The following is an 18,794-nucleotide window of genomic DNA, read 5'->3' as shown; positions in this document are numbered from 1 at the left end:
ATTAATAAGGAAGCATTATGTCATTCTGGAAACGGAGCACCACGCTTGAAGCCATGAATCAGCGCAGCCAGGGATGTATGGTGGGGCATGTGGGGATTGAGTTTACGAAACTGGGTGAGGATTTCCTCGAAGCGACCATGCCGGTAGATGTGCGCACGACGCAGCCTTTTGGTTTGCTGCACGGCGGCGCATCCGTTGTTCTGGCGGAAACCATAGGGTCAATGGCGGGCTATTTATGCTGTGAAGGAAAACAAACCGTAGTGGGCGTGGAAATTAATGCCAGCCATATGCAGTCTGCGCGGGAAGGGTACGTGCGTGGCGTCTGCCGTGCCTTACGTACCGGTCGCCGCAGTCAGGTGTGGCAGATTGAGATTTTTGATCAGAAAGGCAATCTTTGCTGTGTGTCGCGACTGACGACCATGGTGATCGAACATTGATACAGGCTATTAATCAGCCCTGATCATACAGTCAGATATCGGAGAAGCGGATACATGATAAATGTGTCCGCTTTTTTTTGCCCTAATAAAGGAAAGTAACCCGTTGAAAATAAATTAAAGCTGGAAAGGAACGCGTTTGGCGAAGTCAGTTTGAAAGGCCGTTGCTTTTTCCCAGATGCCCATCATGGCATAATACTGACAAATGAGTTTTAACGTGTGCCGCGCAAAATGGTAACTCTGAACACGGAAGAGTTCACACCGAACCACGCTGTTGATTTCCAGGATCAGGCGGTTATGCAATTTGCATAACGCATGAAGATAACTGTGATCATCCCCGTTTTGCAGGCACAGATTGGCCATATCCAGACAAATGCTGTTGAAGCGTTTGAGCTGGCAAAGATGGGCATCAGGGCGACGTAAGGCGGCATCCGCCATATAAAAATCCACGGTGGCATCGCGGACACTCGATTTATATTCGTCGATCTTGCTTTGCAACCACGCATTTACCGATTGAGTCATTCTCAGTATTCCGGGTTATCTGAATGATAATCATTATCAAATAATAAGCATCATATTGGCAAAAAATCGCCGGATCAACGTTTTCATGCGGTTTTTTTCATTATGTTGCGCTTAAGCCCGTAAGCAAAAAGAGCTTTAATTCGCCGAATATGGCTAATTCATAAATAGGCATTTCCGATGAATGTTTTATAATAGATACAATGAAAGCTATTAAACCTTACTTTTTATGAGGTTTATTTCAATTTTTAACAAAAAATTGACAACTTATTCAATCAGTTGATGGTTGCGGTGTTCAAGACCCGCCAGCGGCCGGATGTAAAGACAATGCACATTGAGTGTCTTTCCCCGTGTGCCATTGCTATACCCTCTTAAAACAAGAGGTTGAAGTGATTAATGTTATCACTAGAATAGAGACAATAGGTCTTGTCTATGACCGTAAAATTATGAGGTAAGACAGATGCAAACTGAAACTGTCGGCTCTTTCTCTTTAGACGACAACGTATGGCAAGGCGTTAGCCTGACTGATTCTGCAGCGAAACAGATTAATACTCTGGTGGCTCAGGACCCTGAAGTTAAAGGTCTCCAGCTCTCCGTGAAACAATCGGGTTGTGCTGGCTTTGGCTACGTTCTGGATTTAACCAAACAACCGGCCAGCGATGACCTGGTGTTTGAACATGACGGCGCTTTGCTGTTTGTTCCGCTGAAGGCCATGCCTTTCATCGACGGAACCGAGGTGGATTTTGTCCGTGAAGGACTGAATCAGATATTTAAATTCAATAATCCTAAAGCTCAGCATGCCTGCGGGTGTGGCGAAAGTTTCGGTGTTTAAGACTTTCTGTTTCTAAGATTATTGTAAACAAAGCGATGTAACCAACATGTCACGAAGCAACGTAGAAATTCCAGATGATGTGCAGTCTTGGGTCGGCGAGGGGACGAATTACAAGGAAGGGTTCTTTACCCAGCTGGCAACCGATGAATTAGCATCAGGCATCAACGAAGATGTGGTGCGTGCGATTTCCGCAAAGCGCAACGAGCCTGAGTGGATGCTGGAGTTCCGTCTGCAGGCTTATCATGCCTGGTTGAAAATGGAAGAACCGCACTGGCTCAAAGCGTATTACACGCCTCTTGATTACCAGGATTACAGCTATTATTCCGCGCCATCCTGTGGCAGCTGCGATGATACGTGCGGTTCTCAGCCTGGCGCCACGCAGCAACCTCCGGAAGATTCTCACAGTATTCCTGCGCTTGACGGTAAAAACTACCTCACCAGTGAAGTAGAAAAAGCCTTTGAGCAACTGGGTGTTCCGGTTCGTGAAGGCAAAGAAGTCGCCGTTGATGCGATTTTTGACTCCGTGTCTGTCTCCACAACGTATCGCGATAAGCTGGCTGAATCAGGCGTCATTTTTTGCTCATTCGGTGAAGCTATTCATGAATACCCTGATCTGGTGCGTAAATATCTCGGTACCGTGGTGCCCGCGCAGGATAACTTCTTTGCGGCACTGAATGCGGCGGTGGCTTCGGATGGTACTTTCGTTTATGTGCCAAAAGGCGTGCGTTGTCCGATGGAACTGTCGACCTACTTCCGTATCAATGCAGCGAAAACCGGTCAGTTCGAACGTACGATCCTGATTGCTGACGAAGGCAGTTATGTCAGTTATATCGAAGGCTGCTCCGCCCCGGTGCGTGACACCTATCAGCTCCACGCTGCGGTGGTTGAAGTCATCCTGCACAAAGACGCGGAAGTGAAATATTCCACGGTGCAGAACTGGTTCTCCGGTAGTAAAGACAGCAGCGGCGGTATTCTGAACTTCGTGACTAAACGTGCATTGTGCGAAGGCGCTGGCTCGAAGATGTCCTGGACGCAGTCTGAAACCGGCTCAGCCATCACCTGGAAATATCCGAGCGTTATTCTCAAAGGGGATAACTCAATCGGTGAATTCTTCTCGGTTGCGCTGACCAGTGGTAAACAGCAGGCCGATACCGGTACCAAAATGATCCATATTGGTAAAAACACCAAGTCGACCATTATTTCCAAAGGTATTTCCGCCGGCCACAGCCAGAACAGCTACCGCGGTCTGGTGAAGATCCTGCCAAGTGCAGAAAACGCCCGTAACTTTACGCAGTGTGACTCCATGCTGATTGGTGCCGACAGTGCCGCGCATACGTTCCCGTATGTTGAAGTGCGCAATAACACGGCTCAGCTGGAACATGAAGCCACGACGTCAAAAATCGGCGATGACCAGCTGTTTTACTGTCTGCAACGTGGTATCAGCGAAGATGACGCTATTTCCATGATAGTGAATGGTTTCTGTAAAGATGTCTTTTCCGAGCTGCCGCTGGAGTTTGCTGTCGAAGCACAGAAACTGCTGGCGATCAGTCTTGAACACAGCGTCGGTTAATTCGCCGTACGTTTTTCCTGCCGTCGCGGCATGGTGTGATGTGTGCGACGCGCAGGTTTGAGTTCATCAAAGTCACAGCATAAACAGAATTATGAGCGCGCAGGCGCAAACTCAAGGATACGTATGTTAAGCATTAAGAATTTGAAGGTCCGTGTCGAAGAAAAGGAAATTCTGAAAGGGCTTGATCTGGAGATCAAACCGGGTGAAGTACACGCCATTATGGGCCCGAACGGCTCAGGTAAAAGTACGCTCTCCGCGACACTGGCTGGCCGTGAAGATTACGAAGTGACTGACGGTTCCGTCATCTTCAACGGTAAAGATTTGCTGGAACTCGCCCCGGAAGACCGTGCGGGTGAAGGCGTATTTATGGCTTTCCAGTATCCGGTCGAAATCCCGGGCGTGACCAACCATTTCTTCCTGCAAACTGCAGTGAACGCGGTGCGTAAATATCGCGGCCAGGAACCGATGGATCGTTTTGACTTCGCAGATTTCATCGAAGAAAAAATTGCGATGCTGAAGATGCCTGCCGATTTGCTGACCCGTTCAGTGAATGTGGGTTTCTCCGGTGGCGAGAAAAAGCGTAACGATATTCTGCAAATGGCGGCGCTTGAGCCAAACCTGTGCATCCTTGATGAAACTGACTCCGGTCTGGACATTGATGCGCTGAAGATTGTTTCTGATGGCGTTAACACACTGCGTGACGGCAAACGTTCATTCGTTATTGTCACCCATTACCAGCGTATCCTCGACTACATCAAGCCTGACTACGTGCATGTTCTGTATCAGGGCCGCATTGTTAAATCCGGCGATTTCACCTTGGTTAAACAGTTAGAGGAGCAAGGTTATGGCTGGCTTACCGACGAAGAGTAATGTCCCTGCGGCGGGCAGTTCGCACGCTATGCAGCAACTTTACCGTCTTTTTGAAAGCCGTGGTGGTGAGCAATCCCCCCACGCGCATGCCCACTGGCAACAGGTGTTACGCCTCGGTTTTCCGCACGCCAAACTGGAAGACTGGAAGTACACGCCGGTTTCCTCACTGCTGGGTAATCAGTTCTTTGCTCCTCAGCAGCAGGCGCTGACCGTTGAGAAAATCAAATCCCTGGCGCTGCCACTGGATTGCTACCGCCTGGTTTTCGTGGATGGCCGTTTTGATGCGAGCCTCAGCGACAGTGATACCGGTGCGTTTGAAATTGAAAAACTGAACGCGGCCGCGCAACAAACGTTACCGGATCCGATTCAGTCAGAGGTGTTTTTACATCTGACGGAAAGTCTGGCGCAGGATTCTTTCTTCGTGCGTTTGCCTGCGGGCAAGCAGGCTGAGAAACCGCTGTATCTGCTACATCTGAGCAGTGGTCGTGAGCAGTCACGCGAAATGAATACAGTGCATCATCGTTATCACCTGGCGATTGAGAACGGCGCGAATGCTGAAGTGATCGAACATTACCTGAGTCTGAACGATCAGGGCCATTTCACCGGTGCACGTATGACGGTAAATGTGGGCGATAATGCAGATTTCACGCATTATAAACTGGCCTTTGAAAGCCAGGCCAGTTTCCACTTCTCGCATAATGATCTGGTCATCGGGCGCGACGCGCGTGTTTCCAGCCACAGTTTCCTGCTGGGCGCGGGTCTGACCCGTCACAACACCAGTGCGCAGCTGAACGGCGAAAACAGCAATCTGGATATCAACAGTCTGGTTCTGCCGGTTGACGCTGAGATTGCCGATACCCGCACGTATCTGGAACACAACAAAGGCTATTGCAACAGCAACCAGTTGCACAAAGTCATCGTGAACGATCGCGCTAAAGCGATTTTCAACGGCATGATTAAAGTGGCTCAGCATGCACTGAAAACGGATGGCAAAATGACCAACAACAACTTGTTGCTGGGCAAACACACTGAGGTTGATACCAAACCTCAGCTGGAAATTTATGCCGATGACGTGAAGTGCAGCCACGGTGCGACGGTGGGTCGTATCGACGACGAACAGCTTTTCTATCTGCGTACCCGTGGGATCAGCGGGCAGGATGCTCAGCAAATGATCATCTTTGCTTTTGCCGCTGAGCTGACGGAAGCCATTGAGAATGAAACCCTGCGTGAAGTCGTCATTGCCCGTATTGCAGGCAGACTAAATCGAGGTAAGTAATGAGTTTTCCACTGGAAAAAGTACGTAGCGATTTCCCTGTGCTGAGCCGTGAAGTTAACGGCCAGCCGCTGGCCTACCTTGACAGTGCGGCCAGCGCACAGAAACCGCATCAGGTCATTCAACGTGAAATGGCTTTCTTCGAGCAAGGTTATGCTGCGGTTCACCGTGGTATTCATACCATGAGCGCGGAAGCGACTGAGCAGATGGAAAACGTCCGCACTCAGGCCGCCCATTTCATGAATGCCGCATCGGCGGAAGAAATTGTCTTCGTCAAAGGTTCCACGGAAGCCATTAACCTGGTCGCCAATACCTGGGGGCGTGAATTTTTACATCCTGGCGACCACATCATTCTGACTGAAATGGAACACCACGCGAACATCGTGCCATGGCAGATGCTGGCGAAAGAACGTGATCTTCATATCGATGTGTGGCACCTGACGCCTGAAGGTGAGCTAGATTTATCACAGCTGGAAGGGCTTATCACACCGCGCACAAAATTGCTGACGCTGGCCCATATTTCCAATGTACTGGGCACGGTTAACCCGATCGAAAAGATCATCCTGCAGGCGAAAGCTGCCGGGCTGACCGTTCTGGTTGATGGCGCACAGGCGGTTATGCATCAGGCGGTTGACATGCAGGCGCTGGGCTGTGATTTCTACGTCTGGTCGGGGCATAAACTCTACGGCCCGACCGGTATCGGTATCCTGTATGGCCGTAAAGCGTTGCTGGATCAGATGCCTCCGTGGGAAGGTGGCGGCTCGATGATAAAGCATGTCAGCCTGACGGAAGGCACCACATTCACGGCGGCGCCGTGGCGCTTTGAAGCGGGCACACCCAATACCGGCGGCATTATGGGGCTGGGTGCGGCAATGGAATATGTGACTGACCTGGGGCTGGAAAATATCCATGCTTATGAACAGGAACTGATGAGCTATGCGCTCAATGCCATGGCGCAGGTGCCGGATATTCAGATCTACGGCCCGGCTACCCGTGCAGGGGTTATTGCGTTCAATCTTGGTAAACACCATGCGTACGACGTCGGGAGTTTCCTTGATCAATACGGTATTGCAATCCGCACCGGACATCATTGTGCGATGCCACTGATGTCCTTCTATGGTGTTCCCGCTATGTGCCGCGCGTCGCTTGCGATGTACAATACCCGTGAAGAAGTCGACCGTTTGGTCGCGGGACTGCAACGTATTCACCGGTTGTTGGGTTAATCCTGACAGCCCAGATCAGGATGTCGTTATGGCTTTGCCAGATAAAAACAAGTTAGTCAGAAATTTTTCCCGATGCCCGAATTGGGAAGAAAAATATCTGTACGTGATTGAGCTGGGTGGCCAGTTACCGGTTTTACCGGAAGAGCACCGTCAGGATAAAAACCTGATTTCCGGCTGCCAGAGTCAGGTGTGGATTGTGATGCGCACCGATGAAAGTGGTGCACTGACCTTCGAAGGTGACAGTGATGCCGCCATCGTTAAAGGTCTGGTCGCGATTGTCTTCAGCCTGTATCAGGGCTTAACGCCTCGTGATGTGGTGGAACTGGATGTGCGTCCGTTTTTCACTGAACTTGAACTGAGCCAACATCTGACGCCTTCACGCTCGCAAGGGCTGGAAGCGATGATTCGCTCTATTCGCGCTAAAGCCGCAGAACTGTCTTAATACAGCCTGCTGCCGCACTGCCTTGCTCATTAGGAATTGTCTGCTAATGAGCCAGGCAGATCTTTTCTTTCTCCCCGCATATTTCCTTTTACTCCTGATTTTTCAACTCTCTATCCTTCTGTGTTTTATTCCGACTTCCGCAAGGTAACTTTCTGATTTTCAGTGGTTTGATTGCCATGAGATTCTGCGCTGTTAATATTACCGGACAACATAATTGTCTTGCCTCAGATTCGCTGAGCGCAGGCCGAAAAAGGACTGAGTATGAGACGCGCATTCCCCCTTCTGGCAATGTTAGTTGGCACACTAATGGCAACGCATTCCCTGACCGCAATTGCAGCAGAATATCCATTGCCACCGGATAATAGCCGCCTGATCGGCGAAAATACGACGTATGTTGTCCCCAACGACGGTAAGCCGCTGGAAGACGTGGCTGCCAGATATCAAATTGGCCTGATTGCGATGCTGGAAGCGAATCCGGGAACTGACCCTTATTTGCCAAAAGCCGGAACTGTGCTGACTATCCCCTCTCAGATGCTATTACCGGATACCAAACGTGAAGGTATCGTCGTCAATCTGGCTGAATTGCGTCTTTACTACTATCCGAAAGGCGAGGACAAAGTCATCGTCTATCCGATTGGTATCGGCCAGTTAGGGCGTAACACACCGGAGATGGTGACATCGGTCAGCCAGAAGATCCCCAATCCTACCTGGACGCCAACCGCCAATATCCGTAAAGCCTATCTGAAAGAGGGCATCACATTGCCGGGCATGGTGCCAGCCGGGCCGGATAACCCGATGGGTTTGTTTGCGATGCGTCTGTCAGCAGGAACAGGGCAGTATCTGATCCACGGCACCAATGCGAACTTCGGCATTGGTATGCGCGTGAGTTCCGGTTGTATCCGCCTGCGTCCTGACGATATCGAAGCGCTGTTTAACTCGGTGCCTAAAGGGACCCGCGTGCAAATCGTGAATCAGCCCATCAAGTTTGATATCGAACCAGATGGTAAACGCTATATCGAGGTGCATCAGCCGTTGTCCCGCACGGAGAAAGATGATCCGCAAACCAAACCGATCCCGCTGACCGCGGCAATGAAGAAATTCATTAAGCACGATGACACTAATGCTGAGATGGTAAAAGAAGCCATTACACGCCGTTCGGGGATGCCTGTTGTGGTCAGCGTTGGCGATAAAGCGGGAGATATGTCCCCTGTTATCAATCAGCCGCAAACAGCGACCTCGGACGAGCCGGCAGTCAATACCGCCAGTACGCAGTAAACGTCGCAGAAGCATAGCAGAAGAGATGTAAACTTCAGGGGCCATCATGGCCCCTTTTTACTGTCTGACATTCAGGTGAGCGATAGAGGGCGTTTTAAAAGGGGGTTTTAGTGATGATTCAAAGCGATGGAGGCGTGGGAGAAAGAGGCATAAAATGCAGGCAAAAAAATGGCGCACTGAGTGCGCCATTGAACTAGAGAAGTAAATATTACTTCTTGTAAGCGTGAGCTTGGTTATCCAGACGTTGGTTAGCGCGAGCTGCATCGTCTTTAGCTGCTTGAACGTCAGAACGGATTGCGTTCACGTCGTTGCTCAGTTGGTCAACTTTAGAGTTCAGAGTAGAAACGTCTGAAGACAGTTGGTCGATTTTAGCATTGCTTGAACAACCAGCCAGCATAGTTGAAGCCAGGATTACAGCGCCCAGTACCAGTTTAGTGCGATTCATTATAAAACCCTCTAGATTAAGTTAATCTCCATGTAGCGTTACAAGTATTACACAAACTATTTTCTAATGAGAATAATTTTTTGTCGGTAAGCGCTATATTTTGATCGTTCGCTCAAAGAAGCATCTTTTTTTACGAAAAAGTTAAAAATTGCAGCGAAAACAGCCGTATTCCATGGGACTTATCCCAATTTTGCGGCTACTGCATTTAGCACTTTTTATGAAAGAAGATACTTTTTGAATAAATAAACGCCACATTTCGCAGCGTTCATTAATGCTCGTGGTCACGTTTTTAATTAAACAACATGCACCGATGAAGTATTGGTTGTGCCGCTCTGAACCAGTGCGCCAGAAACCATCACTACGATATCACCTTTTTGTGCCAGACCGCTTTCAATAGCCGCTTCTTTACCGATACGGTAGAAGTCGTCAGTAGAAGCAATCTCTTTTACCAGTTGAGTCACAACGCCTTTGGTCAGGATCAACTGACGTGCGGTGATTTCGTTAGTGGTCAGGGCAAGGATAGTCGCATGTGGGAAGTATTTACGCACGGCTTTTGCTGATTTACCGCCGCTGGTGGCAACGACAATCAGTGGCGCGTCCAGTTTCTCTGCAGTTTCAACAGCGCCACGGCATACAGCTTCTGTGATGCGCAGTTTGCGGTTTTCGTTCTGACCGTCAATGCGGCTTTGCATTACGCGGTCAGTACGGTCACAGATGGTTGCCATGATAGTGACGGCTTCCAGCGGGTATTTACCTTTCGCACTTTCACCCGACAGCATGACTGCATCGGTGCCGTCGATGATGGCGTTAGCCACGTCGCCAGCTTCTGCACGGGTAGGGCGTGGGTTTTTGATCATGGAATCGAGCATTTGCGTTGCGGTGATAACCACTTTGCGTGCACGGTTACATTTCTCAATCATCATCTTCTGCGCGAAGATAACTTCTTCAACCGGGATTTCAACACCCAGGTCACCGCGGGCAACCATGATGCCGTCTGAAGCTTCGAGGATTTCATCGAAGTTGTTCAGGCCTTCCTGGTTTTCAATTTTAGAGATGATCTGGATGTGTTCGCCACCGTGTGCTTTCAGGTGTTCACGGATTTCCAGAACGTCAGAACGTTTACGGATGAAAGAAGCCGCGACAAAGTCAACGCCTTGCTCACAACCGAAGATCAGGTCACGTTTGTCTTTTTCAGCCAGTGCTGGCAGTGCGATAGAAACGCCTGGCAGGTTAACGCCTTTGTTTTCGCCCAGGTCGCCGTTGTTCAGGACTTTACAGGTCACTTCGGTTTCGGTGACGTTGGTCACTTCCATACCAATCAGGCCGTCATCGACCAGAATGGTGTTACCGATTTTCAGATCAGCAGCAAAGCCCTGATAAGTCACTGCTACGCGTTCGGTGTTACCGATAACGCTTTGATCGGTGGTGAAGGTATAAGTCTGACCCGCAACCAGTGAAGCGTCTTTGCCGCCTTCCAGTTTCATGGTACGGATTTCAGGACCCTTGGTGTCCAGCAGAATTGCCGCTTTGTGACCGGTCTTCGCCATCACGTTGCGGATATTTTGAATGCGCTGACCATGCTCTTCATAATCACCGTGAGAGAAGTTCAGACGCATAACGTTCATGCCTGCATCAAGCAGTTTGGTCAGCATTTCTTCGGATTCGGTTTTCGGGCCGATGGTACAAACAATTTTGGTCTTTTTCATGACGATTTTATCTACAAGTTGTGATGGATTGGAAAAGCGTTTGCCTGACAGCCGTGCTGCCCGCGCGGAATTGAGGTGTTGCCTGGTTGAATCAAATCATTACTAAGCGTAGAAGACTGTGAAAGGAATGGTGTAGTAAGTTCAGCCAAAGCATAGCGATTTGTGCGATTTATCATCGCTACTGGAGTGATCACGCTTTTGTAAATGCGATATCGACAGATCAAGGGGCTGAAACCATTCAATCGAAGAGACGATGCGTATTATAGAGGGGAACAGGTTGGGAAACCAAATAAAAAACGTGATGCGGCGCAAGCTTAGGGCAGATTTTGGAACGTTGTTTTGAAATTATCCAATGCGGGCAGGGTGGAAAGCGGAAGCTATAACGGTTTGTTCATACCCCTGTCAAAAATGATACATTCAGGAAATAATCTTTAAAAAATACAAACGGATGACTTAACGTAAATTTATTAAGGATAACAAGATGCTGTCAGGGAGGTATTCAGGTCATTCAGGGAGGAGCAAAAGAGGGCATTGAGGAAGTTGCTTTGGTGCGTCCGAGTGGACTCGAACCACCGACCCCCACCATGTCAAGGTGGTGCTCTAACCAACTGAGCTACGGACGCACAATATGCAACGGTACTGCTAAGAAAGTTGGTGCGTCCGAGTGGACTCGAACCACCGACCCCCACCATGTCAAGGTGGTGCTCTAACCAACTGAGCTACGGACGCATCGTTTTTCTTTTTCATCAGCCAGTGTTGGCGACGGGGACGAATATTAACGGCCTCTCTGAGTACTGGCAAGGGAAAAAAGACATTTTCCTGTCATATTGTGTGCGACTGCCGAGCTTATGTGCATTGCGTTGTTTTTTTAGACAAACGGCCAGCGCAATGGCTGAAAAATCCGCGTGCCGGTTCAGATATTCACAGCACGCGGAAGACGCCGGGGGATTAACGGCCTGCTTTTTGCAAAATGGTGTAAGACGGCTGCTTCTGCAACCAGCGCATCCGCAATGTCATCATCAGCGCTGCGAAGGTCAGCCCCAGAATAAATCCGCACCAGAAACCGCTTGGCCCCATCCGCGGAACCAGAATATCGGTCAGTCCGAGAGCGTATCCTACCGGCAGACCCAGCACCCAGTAAGCGACAAACGTTATATAGAAGATGGAACGTGTGTCTTTATAGCCCCGCAACACGCCGCTACCAATAACCTGCATCGCATCTGAAATCTGAAACAGCGCAGCAAAGATCAGCAGATGGGAAGCCAGCGTGACGACTTCCGGGCTGTCATTATAAAGGGAGGCAATGTGCTCACGGAAAATGATGGCCGTCAGGCTGGTGCAGCAGGCCATCACAATCCCCGTTCCGATACTGGTATAAGCCGCAATCTTCGCACCTTCAACCGACGATTCCCCGAGCCGAGACCCCACACGAATAGTGGCAGCGACCCCTAAAGACAGCGGAATGACGAACATAAGCGAACCGACGTTCAGTGCAATCTGGTGACTGGCGACGGCTACAATCCCCAGCGGGGAGACCAGCAGGGCAACGATCGCAAACAGTGTCACTTCGAAAAATAATGCCAGTGCGATTGGCATACCGAGTTGGATTAAGCGGCGCAACGTCGGCCAGTCGGGTTTGGCAAACCGTGAATGTGGCTGAGTATCGCGCAGGGCACGATTGCGGCGTACGTAAATCCGCATCATAAAGAACATGACCCAATACACTGTTCCCGTCGCAACGCCACAACCGACACCACCGAGTGCGGGCGCGCCGAACTTTCCGTAAATGAAAATGTAATTAACGGGAATGTTCACCAGCAAACCGATAAAGCCGAACACCATGCCGGGCTTGGTTTTTGACAAACCTTCACACTGATCACGCAACACCTGGAAGAATAAATAGCCCGGAGCGCCCCACATAATGGCGTGCAGATAGCCGACGGCTTTTGCTTTCAGTTCGGGATCAATATTGTGCATCAGGTTAAGAATATGCTCGCACTGAGACAGCACCGCGATGATCAGCACCGAAACCGCCGACGCCAGCCAGAATCCTTGCTGAACCTGATGACCAATTTTATCGCGACGTCCGGCACCATTTAAATGCGCGATGGTGGGGGTCAGTGATAAGAGTAAACCGTGTCCGAATAAAATTGCCGGCAACCAGATTGAGGTGCCGACAGCGACGGCAGCCATGTCCGTGGCACTGACCGAACCTGCCATTATTGTGTCCACAACGCCCATGGATGTCTGGGCTATTTGCGCAAGGATGACCGGGATGGCAAGCGCTAACAGAACCCGCGCTTCTGCAAGGTACTTCTGCACAGATACACCTTTTTTCTTGATTATATTGAATAAAAAACGCCACGACAGATGGCATTAAACAGAGAGAAATAGTCTGAAGATTGTACATTGTCGGTATTTTTAAGCAAACAAAGCTGTTAATAGCTGGTTAAATAATGAAATTGAAGCGGACGGTGCTATTTCTTATCGCAGAGAATTGGCTTTCAATTAATTCTGCGGCAAACTGACCTGAGTGACGTTTTAATACAACAGATTCAAACATTGAGGAAAAGGCTATGTTTACCGGAATTGTACAGGGAACCGGCACGATCGTATCGATCGACGAGAAACCCAATTTCCGTACCCATGTTGTTCGTTTACCTGAAGATATGCTGGATAACCTGCAACTCGGCGCATCGGTGGCACATAACGGTTGCTGCCTGACGGTCACAGAAGTTAACGGTGATCTGGTCAGTTTTGATCTGATGAAAGAAACCCTGCGCCTGACAAATCTGGGTGAACTGAAAGAGGGCGACCCGGTTAATCTGGAACGTGCTGCGCGTTTTAATGATGAAATTGGCGGGCATTTAATGTCTGGTCATATTATTTGTACGGCGGAAGTGGCAAAAATCCTGACGTCAGAAAATAACCGTCAGATCTGGTTCCGCATGCCGCATGAAGATTTGATGAAATATGTATTACATAAAGGTTATATCGGTATTGACGGTATTAGTCTCACCATCGGTGAAGTGACCCGTACCCGTTTTTGTGTGCATTTAATTCCTGAAACGTTACAACGCACGACGCTGGGCACGAAACGTCTGGGTGACAAAATTAATATCGAAATCGATCCGCAAACTCAGGCGATTGTCGATACGGTAGAACGGGTATTAGCCAGTCGTGAGGCAGCGATCGCCACGGCGCAGGCGATGATCGATAAAGCAGAATAGTTTTCCAGGCTATTTATCAGCATAAAAAAACCGGACATTTTGTCCGGTTTTCATTAACAGAAGAGAGGACAATCAGCGTGGTACGCGCATTCCGCCATCAACACCTTCCGGGCTGAAGACGACCTGCCACAACTGAATATCCCGGGCGCGGAAAGCACCGGCGCAGGCATTCAGGTAATAGGTAAACATGCGGTGGAAACGTTCACCGTATTTTTCCGCCAGTTCCGGCCAGTGTTTCTGGAAACGTTCATTCCACGCCATCAGCGTACGGTCATAATCAGCGCCGATATTGTGCCAGTCTTCCATGACAAACAGCGACTCGCTGGTTTGTGCAATTTGCTGAACAGACGGCAGACAACCGTTGGGGAAGATGTATTTATCAATCCACGGGTCGACATTAAGATCTGTTTTGTTAGAACCGATGGTGTGCAGCAGGAAAATGCCGTCAGGTTTGATATTGCGTTTGGCGACATTAAAATAGGTCTGATAATTTTTCGGACCCACATGTTCAAACATCCCGACAGAAACAATACGGTCAAACTGATCATTAAGGTCACGGTAATCCTGTAGCAGGATGGTGACATCCAGCCCTTCACAGCGTTTTTGCGCCAGTTTTTGTTGCTCAGCAGAAATCGTCACACCCACAACGCTCACGCCATAATTTCTGGCAGCGTACTCTGATAATCCACCCCAGCCGCAACCGATATCCAGTAAGCGCTGGCCCGGTTTTAATTGCAGCTTGTCACAGATCATTTTGAGTTTTGCTTCCTGTGCCTCTTCAAGCGTAGTGGCTTCTTTCCAGTAGCCGCAGGAATATTGCATGTAAGGGTCGAGCATCAGAGTAAATAAATCGTTGCCCAGATCATAATGCTCTTTACCGACAATCCACGCCCGTTTGCGGGATTGCAGATTGGTCAGGCGTGCTGCGGCGACGCGTAACGTATCTTTAAAATGGTGGGGCAGTTTATTTTCCAAACCGGCGCGGATAACGCGCTGGAAAAAGATATCCAGACGGTCACATTCCCACCAACCATCCATATAACTTTCACCGAGGCCCAGAGAACCTTCCTGTAAAACACGCTTAAAGAAGTCAGTGTTTTTTACTTTAAGGTCGAAAGGACGATTACCGTTTACCTGAATACCTGCCATCGCCAGCATTTCACTGGCGATCCGGTACCATTGATTGTCCTGAATGCTTTGATCTTCTATACACGATGAACTCATAGCTTCTCCATCACTTTCTCTTCTGACTTATTAACCTGCCGGGAAAAGCAAAGGCTATTTTTTGCAGGTCTTTATGAGAACAGACGACTAGCGCCTAGCCCGATATTCGACACCAACAGAGGAAATTAAGAAGAACACCTGCGCGCCAGAAGACGTGCAGGAAAATCATCCTTGAAAAAGTAAGAAAAAAATAAGTGTGACACTGTCCGCGCGTCTGACTTAAGTATGTAATAAAAGTTTTGTAAAAATGCTATTTTATTTGGTTTTGTTGAGTATAGGCTCGCTGGCAGGCATTCTCAATAATTAATCACAATGAATGAAAATGCCCGTTAAGTGATTGTTACAACAGGGTATTATCACTATTAATTCGCATGCCGTGTCTGAGCTTCCTGCTCCGGTTGCTGCTCATTGCCTGGCGCAATTTCATCCTGCAAAGAGAGCCAGCGGCCCCAAACTACCAACAATAGTGTAGACAGCATGATCGTGACTGTCGCCATAAGCGGATGCACAATAAATGCGGAAACCAGCAGGCTGGCAAGGAAGCAAAGCCCGAGCTGCAGCGTATTTTGCAACGCTGCAGCCTTGCCTGTATTAGCAGGAAATGGCATTAATGCATTCGCGACAACAATTGGATAGGTTGCTCCATTCACCAAAGCCATCAGACAGAAAGGGATCAGCAGGCTTATCAGCCCGGCATCCGTGAACATGGCGACACAGAACAAAGCCACGATACTGATGCCGTAACCCGCCAGTAACCATGGCAGAATTTTATTGCCGTCCAGCTTGCTGATCAAAACACGGCAACCAAAACCCCCGAGCAGGAAAGCAATAGTCTGCGGAACATAGCTCAGCCCGATGGCACCGGGCGAATAGCCCATGTCGCTAAGGATAAACGGTGAACCCGTCAGCCACGCAAAAAAGCCGGCTGAACAGGCGGCATAAATCATGACATTTCCGCTGTAAACACGCGATTTCAGCAATGTCACAAACCCGGTTTTATCTGCCTTTGCTTGTTTTGCCGGTTTGTTTTCACGCAGAGTCAGCGTCGTCAGCACTAAAATGATGGCAACCGCCGTCAGCAGGGCAAAAATAGCTTCCCAGTCAAAATGATTGAGCACCCACGCACCCAGCAACGGTGCCAGTGCCGGAGAAAGTGCTACTAACGGCATAATGCTGGCGAAGGTTTTTTTAGCTACATCGGCAGAGAAACGGTCAACAACGATTGCCTGCCAGGTGACTGCGGCAGCACAAACCCCCATCGCCTGTAAGAAGCGCAGGGCCAGAAGGGCGCGAACGTTTTCAACCCAGATAACGCCCAGACAGCCGACTGCAAACAATGTCAGGCCAAGAAGCAGGACCGGTTTTCGACCGATCTTGTCCGACAGCGGCCCCCATAACAACTGGCCGAGAGCAAATCCGCCAAGAAAAATGCTCAGACTTGCGCTGATCATCCCCGGACTGGTCATCAGGCTGGTTTGCATGGTGCTGAACGCAGGCAGATACATATCGGTGGCTAAAAAGCCCAGCATGCTCAGTCCCGCAAGATAGAGCATAAATCCAAAGGAGGGTTTCATTATCGTCTCGTTAATTTATTTATTGCAGATGATGTGACGCAGATTACGTACCGGAGGCGGAGTTTAACGCTTTGATAACAGGCTTGTGAAACGCTAATATTTGCACACTGCTATCAAAAATATTGAAGGCTGAATTATGTGGTCAGAATACACCCTTGAAGTGGTTGATGCCGTGGCAAGAACCGGCAGTTTTAGTGCGGCAGCGCAAGACTTGCACCGCGTGCCTTCGGCTATCAGCTATACCGTCCGTCAGCTTGAGCAGTGGCTGGCCGTGCCGTTGTTTGAACGTCGCCACCGGGAGGTAGTGCTGACGCCTGCAGGCAAGGTTTTTGTCGATGAAGCGCGGATTCTGACAAAAAAAATGATAGCCACACGCCGGCAGTGTCAGCAGGTGGCGAACGGCTGGCGCGGCGAATTACGTGTGGCGGTCGACCGGATTGTAAAACCTGCACGAACACGGCGTCTGGTGCTCGATTTTTACCACCATTTTGCGGATACCGAACTCATTATTCACTCGGAAGTGTTTAATGGTGTCTGGGATGCGCTGGTCGACGGGCGTGCAGACGTGGCGATCGGTGCCACGCGCGCGATACCCGTTGGCGGGCGCTTCAGTTTTCGTGACATGGGATTTATGGACTGGCATTGCGTCGTCAGCCCGCAACATCCGCTGGCGCAATTATCCGGCGCACTGAATGATGATCAACTGCGGCCTTATCCGGCACTCTGTCTGGAAGATACTTCCCGGACATTGCCTAAGCGTGATACCTGGACGCTGGATAATCAGCGGCGCCTGGTCGTGCCAGACTGGACCTGCGCGCTGGAGTGCCTGACCGAAGGTTTATGCGTGGGGATGATGCCGGTTCACCGCGTCACGCCGTGGATAGAACAGAAGAAGTTGCAGGTGCTGACGCTGGAAAATAGGTTCCCGGACAGTCCGTGCTGTCTGACGTGGGATCAAAGCAATCCGTCACCCTCACTGGCCTGGTTACTGGACTATATGGGCGAGACAGAAACGATGAATCAGGAATGGCTGCGTGATTAAAAAAAACGCCTGCACAGGCAGGCGTTCGATATCTGTTAACGGCGGTAATCGCGGTACGGACCGTCGGCGACTGAACGTCGCTCGACCAGTTTCGGATGTACCTCGATGGTCTGAGACTCTTCACGTTTACTGACAATTCTGTCCAGCAACATGGTAAAGGCCATTTCACCCAGACGTTCTTTCGGCTGATGCACGGTTGTCAGCGCCGGAGAGAAATAACGGGCATTACGCACATTGTCGTAACCGATCACAGAAATATCCTGAGGAACGCGAAGGCCCAGTTCGTCTGCGGCACAAATGGCGCCCATTGCCATCACATCGCCGCCACAGAAGACGGCAGTGGGGCGATGCTTTTGCATCAGAATTTTATGCATCGCCTGATAGCCCGATTCCGGCTCGAAATCGCCCTGAACCACCCACTCCTCACGAAGCGGAATATTGGCTTCGGTCAGTGCTTTCACAAACCCCTGGAAGCGGCCGCCGCCGGTATTACGTGCAAGTTGTCCCGGGATCACGCCAATATCACGATGACCGCGTTCAATCAGATAACGCCCGGCCATGTAACCGCCTTCGAAAGCATTATCAATAATGCTGTCGGTGAAGTTTTTACGCGCTTCGCCCCAGTCCATGACCACCATGGGAATGGCGCGGTGCTCCTCGAGCATATTAAGCAATTCATCAGGATATTCTGCGCACATCACCAGCAAGCCGTCGACGCGCTTTTGCGCCAGCATCTGCAGATAGGCTTGTTGTTTCTCCAGATTATTATGCGAGTTACATAAAATCAGCGTATAGCCTTTGGAGAAGCAACTGTTTTCCACGGCCTCAATCACTTCGGCAAAATAGGGCGCTTCGCTGGATGTCGCCAGCAGGCCGATCGTTTTAGTGTTATTGACCTTCAGACTCCGGGCGACAGCACTCGGCGAGTAATGTAGCTCTTTGATTGCAAGGAGAACCGCGTCTTTGGTTTCTTCGGCGACGAAACGTGTTTTATTGATGACGTGCGACACGGTTGTAGTGGAAACGCCAGCGCGCTTTGCGACATCTTTAATCGTTGCCATGTAAACAATGACTCCTGAACTCACGTGTTTCAGCACGTTAGCATTATGTTAATCGTTTGCTTGCGTGGATCTCA

Annotated in this window: 17 protein-coding genes and 2 tRNA genes; 10 read left to right on the top strand and 9 right to left on the bottom strand. The window is 49.8% G+C overall.

Annotated features, from left to right (window positions below):
* The first annotated feature begins 17 nt into the window (after positions 1 to 17).
* A complete protein-coding gene (locus RAHAQ2_RS13685; RefSeq protein WP_015697808.1) occupies positions 18 to 437 on the top strand; it encodes a hotdog fold thioesterase in 420 nt (139 codons plus the stop codon).
* Positions 438 to 551: 114 nt separating this feature from the next.
* Here RAHAQ2_RS13685 and RAHAQ2_RS13680 read toward each other — a convergent pair whose 3' ends face one another.
* Positions 552 to 956 carry a hypothetical protein gene (locus tag RAHAQ2_RS13680; protein ID WP_015697807.1) on the bottom strand — a complete coding sequence of 135 codons (405 nt, stop codon included), beginning with the start codon at positions 954 to 956 and terminating at the stop codon, positions 552 to 554.
* A gap of 457 nt (positions 957 to 1,413) precedes the next feature.
* Here RAHAQ2_RS13680 and sufA point away from each other — a divergent pair, with 457 nt between their 5' ends.
* The 7 genes from sufA to RAHAQ2_RS13645 all read left to right on the top strand — a co-directional run bounded on the left by sufA (position 1,414) and on the right by RAHAQ2_RS13645 (position 8,438).
* Positions 1,414 to 1,785 (top strand): Fe-S cluster assembly scaffold SufA, encoded by a 372-nt coding sequence (gene sufA, locus RAHAQ2_RS13675; RefSeq protein ID WP_013576101.1) that lies wholly within the window; start codon positions 1,414 to 1,416, stop codon positions 1,783 to 1,785.
* 46 nt (positions 1,786 to 1,831) lie between these two features.
* A complete protein-coding gene (gene sufB, locus RAHAQ2_RS13670) occupies positions 1,832 to 3,355 on the top strand; it encodes a Fe-S cluster assembly protein SufB (RefSeq protein WP_015697806.1) in 1,524 nt (507 codons plus the stop codon).
* A gap of 123 nt (positions 3,356 to 3,478) precedes the next feature.
* A complete protein-coding gene (gene sufC / locus RAHAQ2_RS13665) occupies positions 3,479 to 4,225 on the top strand; it encodes a Fe-S cluster assembly ATPase SufC (protein ID WP_013576099.1) in 747 nt (248 codons plus the stop codon).
* Positions 4,200 to 5,501 carry a Fe-S cluster assembly protein SufD gene (sufD, locus tag RAHAQ2_RS13660; protein ID WP_015697805.1) on the top strand — a complete coding sequence of 434 codons (1,302 nt, stop codon included), beginning with the start codon at positions 4,200 to 4,202 and terminating at the stop codon, positions 5,499 to 5,501. The genes sufC and sufD overlap by 26 nt, the downstream gene beginning before the upstream one ends.
* Positions 5,501 to 6,721: a cysteine desulfurase SufS gene (sufS, locus tag RAHAQ2_RS13655; protein WP_015697804.1), complete on the top strand. Its 1,221-nt coding sequence runs from the start codon at positions 5,501 to 5,503 to the stop codon at positions 6,719 to 6,721. Before sufD ends, sufS begins: the two co-directional genes overlap by 1 nt.
* A 28-nt stretch (positions 6,722 to 6,749) precedes the next feature.
* On the top strand, positions 6,750 to 7,163 hold the full coding sequence (sufE, locus tag RAHAQ2_RS13650) for a cysteine desulfuration protein SufE (RefSeq protein WP_015697803.1): 414 nt from the start codon (positions 6,750 to 6,752) through the stop codon (positions 7,161 to 7,163).
* A gap of 261 nt (positions 7,164 to 7,424) precedes the next feature.
* Positions 7,425 to 8,438: a L,D-transpeptidase family protein gene (locus tag RAHAQ2_RS13645; protein ID WP_015697802.1), complete on the top strand. Its 1,014-nt coding sequence runs from the start codon at positions 7,425 to 7,427 to the stop codon at positions 8,436 to 8,438.
* A 208-nt stretch (positions 8,439 to 8,646) separates the two neighbouring features.
* On the opposite strand, the gene RAHAQ2_RS13640 is transcribed toward RAHAQ2_RS13645, so the two are convergent.
* The 5 genes from RAHAQ2_RS13640 to RAHAQ2_RS13620 all read right to left on the bottom strand — a co-directional run bounded on the left by RAHAQ2_RS13640 (position 8,647) and on the right by RAHAQ2_RS13620 (position 12,911).
* Positions 8,647 to 8,883, bottom strand: coding sequence for a major outer membrane lipoprotein (locus RAHAQ2_RS13640; protein ID WP_013576093.1), 237 nt, complete (start codon positions 8,881 to 8,883; stop codon positions 8,647 to 8,649).
* 293 nt (positions 8,884 to 9,176) lie between these two features.
* Entirely contained in the window at positions 9,177 to 10,589 is a 1,413-nt protein-coding gene (gene pykF / locus RAHAQ2_RS13635) for a pyruvate kinase PykF (RefSeq protein ID WP_015697801.1), read from the bottom strand.
* A gap of 546 nt (positions 10,590 to 11,135) precedes the next feature.
* Positions 11,136 to 11,212, bottom strand: a tRNA-Val gene (locus tag RAHAQ2_RS13630).
* Between the two features lie 29 nt (positions 11,213 to 11,241).
* A tRNA-Val gene (locus tag RAHAQ2_RS13625) sits at positions 11,242 to 11,318 on the bottom strand.
* A 219-nt stretch (positions 11,319 to 11,537) separates the two neighbouring features.
* The gene (locus tag RAHAQ2_RS13620; RefSeq protein WP_015697800.1) at positions 11,538 to 12,911 is read right to left on the bottom strand and encodes an MATE family efflux transporter; all 1,374 of its coding nucleotides are present in this window, start codon (positions 12,909 to 12,911) and stop codon (positions 11,538 to 11,540) included.
* Positions 12,912 to 13,165: 254 nt separating this feature from the next.
* Here RAHAQ2_RS13620 and RAHAQ2_RS13615 point away from each other — a divergent pair, with 254 nt between their 5' ends.
* Positions 13,166 to 13,819 (top strand): riboflavin synthase, encoded by a 654-nt coding sequence (locus RAHAQ2_RS13615; RefSeq protein ID WP_015697799.1) that lies wholly within the window; start codon positions 13,166 to 13,168, stop codon positions 13,817 to 13,819.
* A 72-nt stretch (positions 13,820 to 13,891) separates the two neighbouring features.
* On the opposite strand, the gene cfa is transcribed toward RAHAQ2_RS13615, so the two are convergent.
* Both cfa and punC read right to left on the bottom strand, forming a co-directional pair.
* A complete protein-coding gene (gene cfa, locus RAHAQ2_RS13610) occupies positions 13,892 to 15,043 on the bottom strand; it encodes a cyclopropane fatty acyl phospholipid synthase (RefSeq protein WP_015697798.1) in 1,152 nt (383 codons plus the stop codon).
* Positions 15,044 to 15,405: 362 nt separating this feature from the next.
* Positions 15,406 to 16,617: a purine nucleoside transporter PunC gene (gene punC / locus RAHAQ2_RS13605; RefSeq protein ID WP_015697797.1), complete on the bottom strand. Its 1,212-nt coding sequence runs from the start codon at positions 16,615 to 16,617 to the stop codon at positions 15,406 to 15,408.
* Between the two features lie 136 nt (positions 16,618 to 16,753).
* On the opposite strand from punC, the gene punR reads away from it, so the two are divergent.
* Positions 16,754 to 17,659: a DNA-binding transcriptional activator PunR gene (punR, locus tag RAHAQ2_RS13600; protein WP_015697796.1), complete on the top strand. Its 906-nt coding sequence runs from the start codon at positions 16,754 to 16,756 to the stop codon at positions 17,657 to 17,659.
* Between the two features lie 35 nt (positions 17,660 to 17,694).
* Here the strand turns inward: punR and purR are convergent, their stop codons facing one another.
* Entirely contained in the window at positions 17,695 to 18,720 is a 1,026-nt protein-coding gene (gene purR / locus RAHAQ2_RS13595) for an HTH-type transcriptional repressor PurR (RefSeq protein ID WP_015697795.1), read from the bottom strand.
* Between the last annotated feature and the right edge of the window lie 74 nt (positions 18,721 to 18,794).

Origin of the sequence: Rahnella aquatilis CIP 78.65 = ATCC 33071 (assembly GCF_000241955.1) — a bacterium.
GTDB classification, from domain to species: domain Bacteria; phylum Pseudomonadota; class Gammaproteobacteria; order Enterobacterales; family Enterobacteriaceae; genus Rahnella; species Rahnella aquatilis.
This window is presented reverse-complemented; position numbering and strand designations above follow the sequence as displayed.

Coding starts and splice junctions, on each gene's coding strand:
- RAHAQ2_RS13685 (WP_015697808.1), top strand. CDS start 18: ATGTCATTCTGGAAACGGAGCACCACGCTTGAAGCCATGAATCAGCGC.
- RAHAQ2_RS13680 (WP_015697807.1), bottom strand. CDS start 956: ATGACTCAATCGGTAAATGCGTGGTTGCAAAGCAAGATCGACGAATAT.
- sufA (WP_013576101.1), top strand. CDS start 1,414: ATGCAAACTGAAACTGTCGGCTCTTTCTCTTTAGACGACAACGTATGG.
- sufB (WP_015697806.1), top strand. CDS start 1,832: ATGTCACGAAGCAACGTAGAAATTCCAGATGATGTGCAGTCTTGGGTC.
- sufC (WP_013576099.1), top strand. CDS start 3,479: ATGTTAAGCATTAAGAATTTGAAGGTCCGTGTCGAAGAAAAGGAAATT.
- sufD (WP_015697805.1), top strand. CDS start 4,200: ATGGCTGGCTTACCGACGAAGAGTAATGTCCCTGCGGCGGGCAGTTCG.
- sufS (WP_015697804.1), top strand. CDS start 5,501: ATGAGTTTTCCACTGGAAAAAGTACGTAGCGATTTCCCTGTGCTGAGC.
- sufE (WP_015697803.1), top strand. CDS start 6,750: ATGGCTTTGCCAGATAAAAACAAGTTAGTCAGAAATTTTTCCCGATGC.
- RAHAQ2_RS13645 (WP_015697802.1), top strand. CDS start 7,425: ATGAGACGCGCATTCCCCCTTCTGGCAATGTTAGTTGGCACACTAATG.
- RAHAQ2_RS13640 (WP_013576093.1), bottom strand. CDS start 8,883: ATGAATCGCACTAAACTGGTACTGGGCGCTGTAATCCTGGCTTCAACT.
- pykF (WP_015697801.1), bottom strand. CDS start 10,589: ATGAAAAAGACCAAAATTGTTTGTACCATCGGCCCGAAAACCGAATCC.
- RAHAQ2_RS13615 (WP_015697799.1), top strand. CDS start 13,166: ATGTTTACCGGAATTGTACAGGGAACCGGCACGATCGTATCGATCGAC.
- cfa (WP_015697798.1), bottom strand. CDS start 15,043: ATGAGTTCATCGTGTATAGAAGATCAAAGCATTCAGGACAATCAATGG.
- punC (WP_015697797.1), bottom strand. CDS start 16,617: ATGAAACCCTCCTTTGGATTTATGCTCTATCTTGCGGGACTGAGCATG.
- punR (WP_015697796.1), top strand. CDS start 16,754: ATGTGGTCAGAATACACCCTTGAAGTGGTTGATGCCGTGGCAAGAACC.
- purR (WP_015697795.1), bottom strand. CDS start 18,720: ATGGCAACGATTAAAGATGTCGCAAAGCGCGCTGGCGTTTCCACTACA.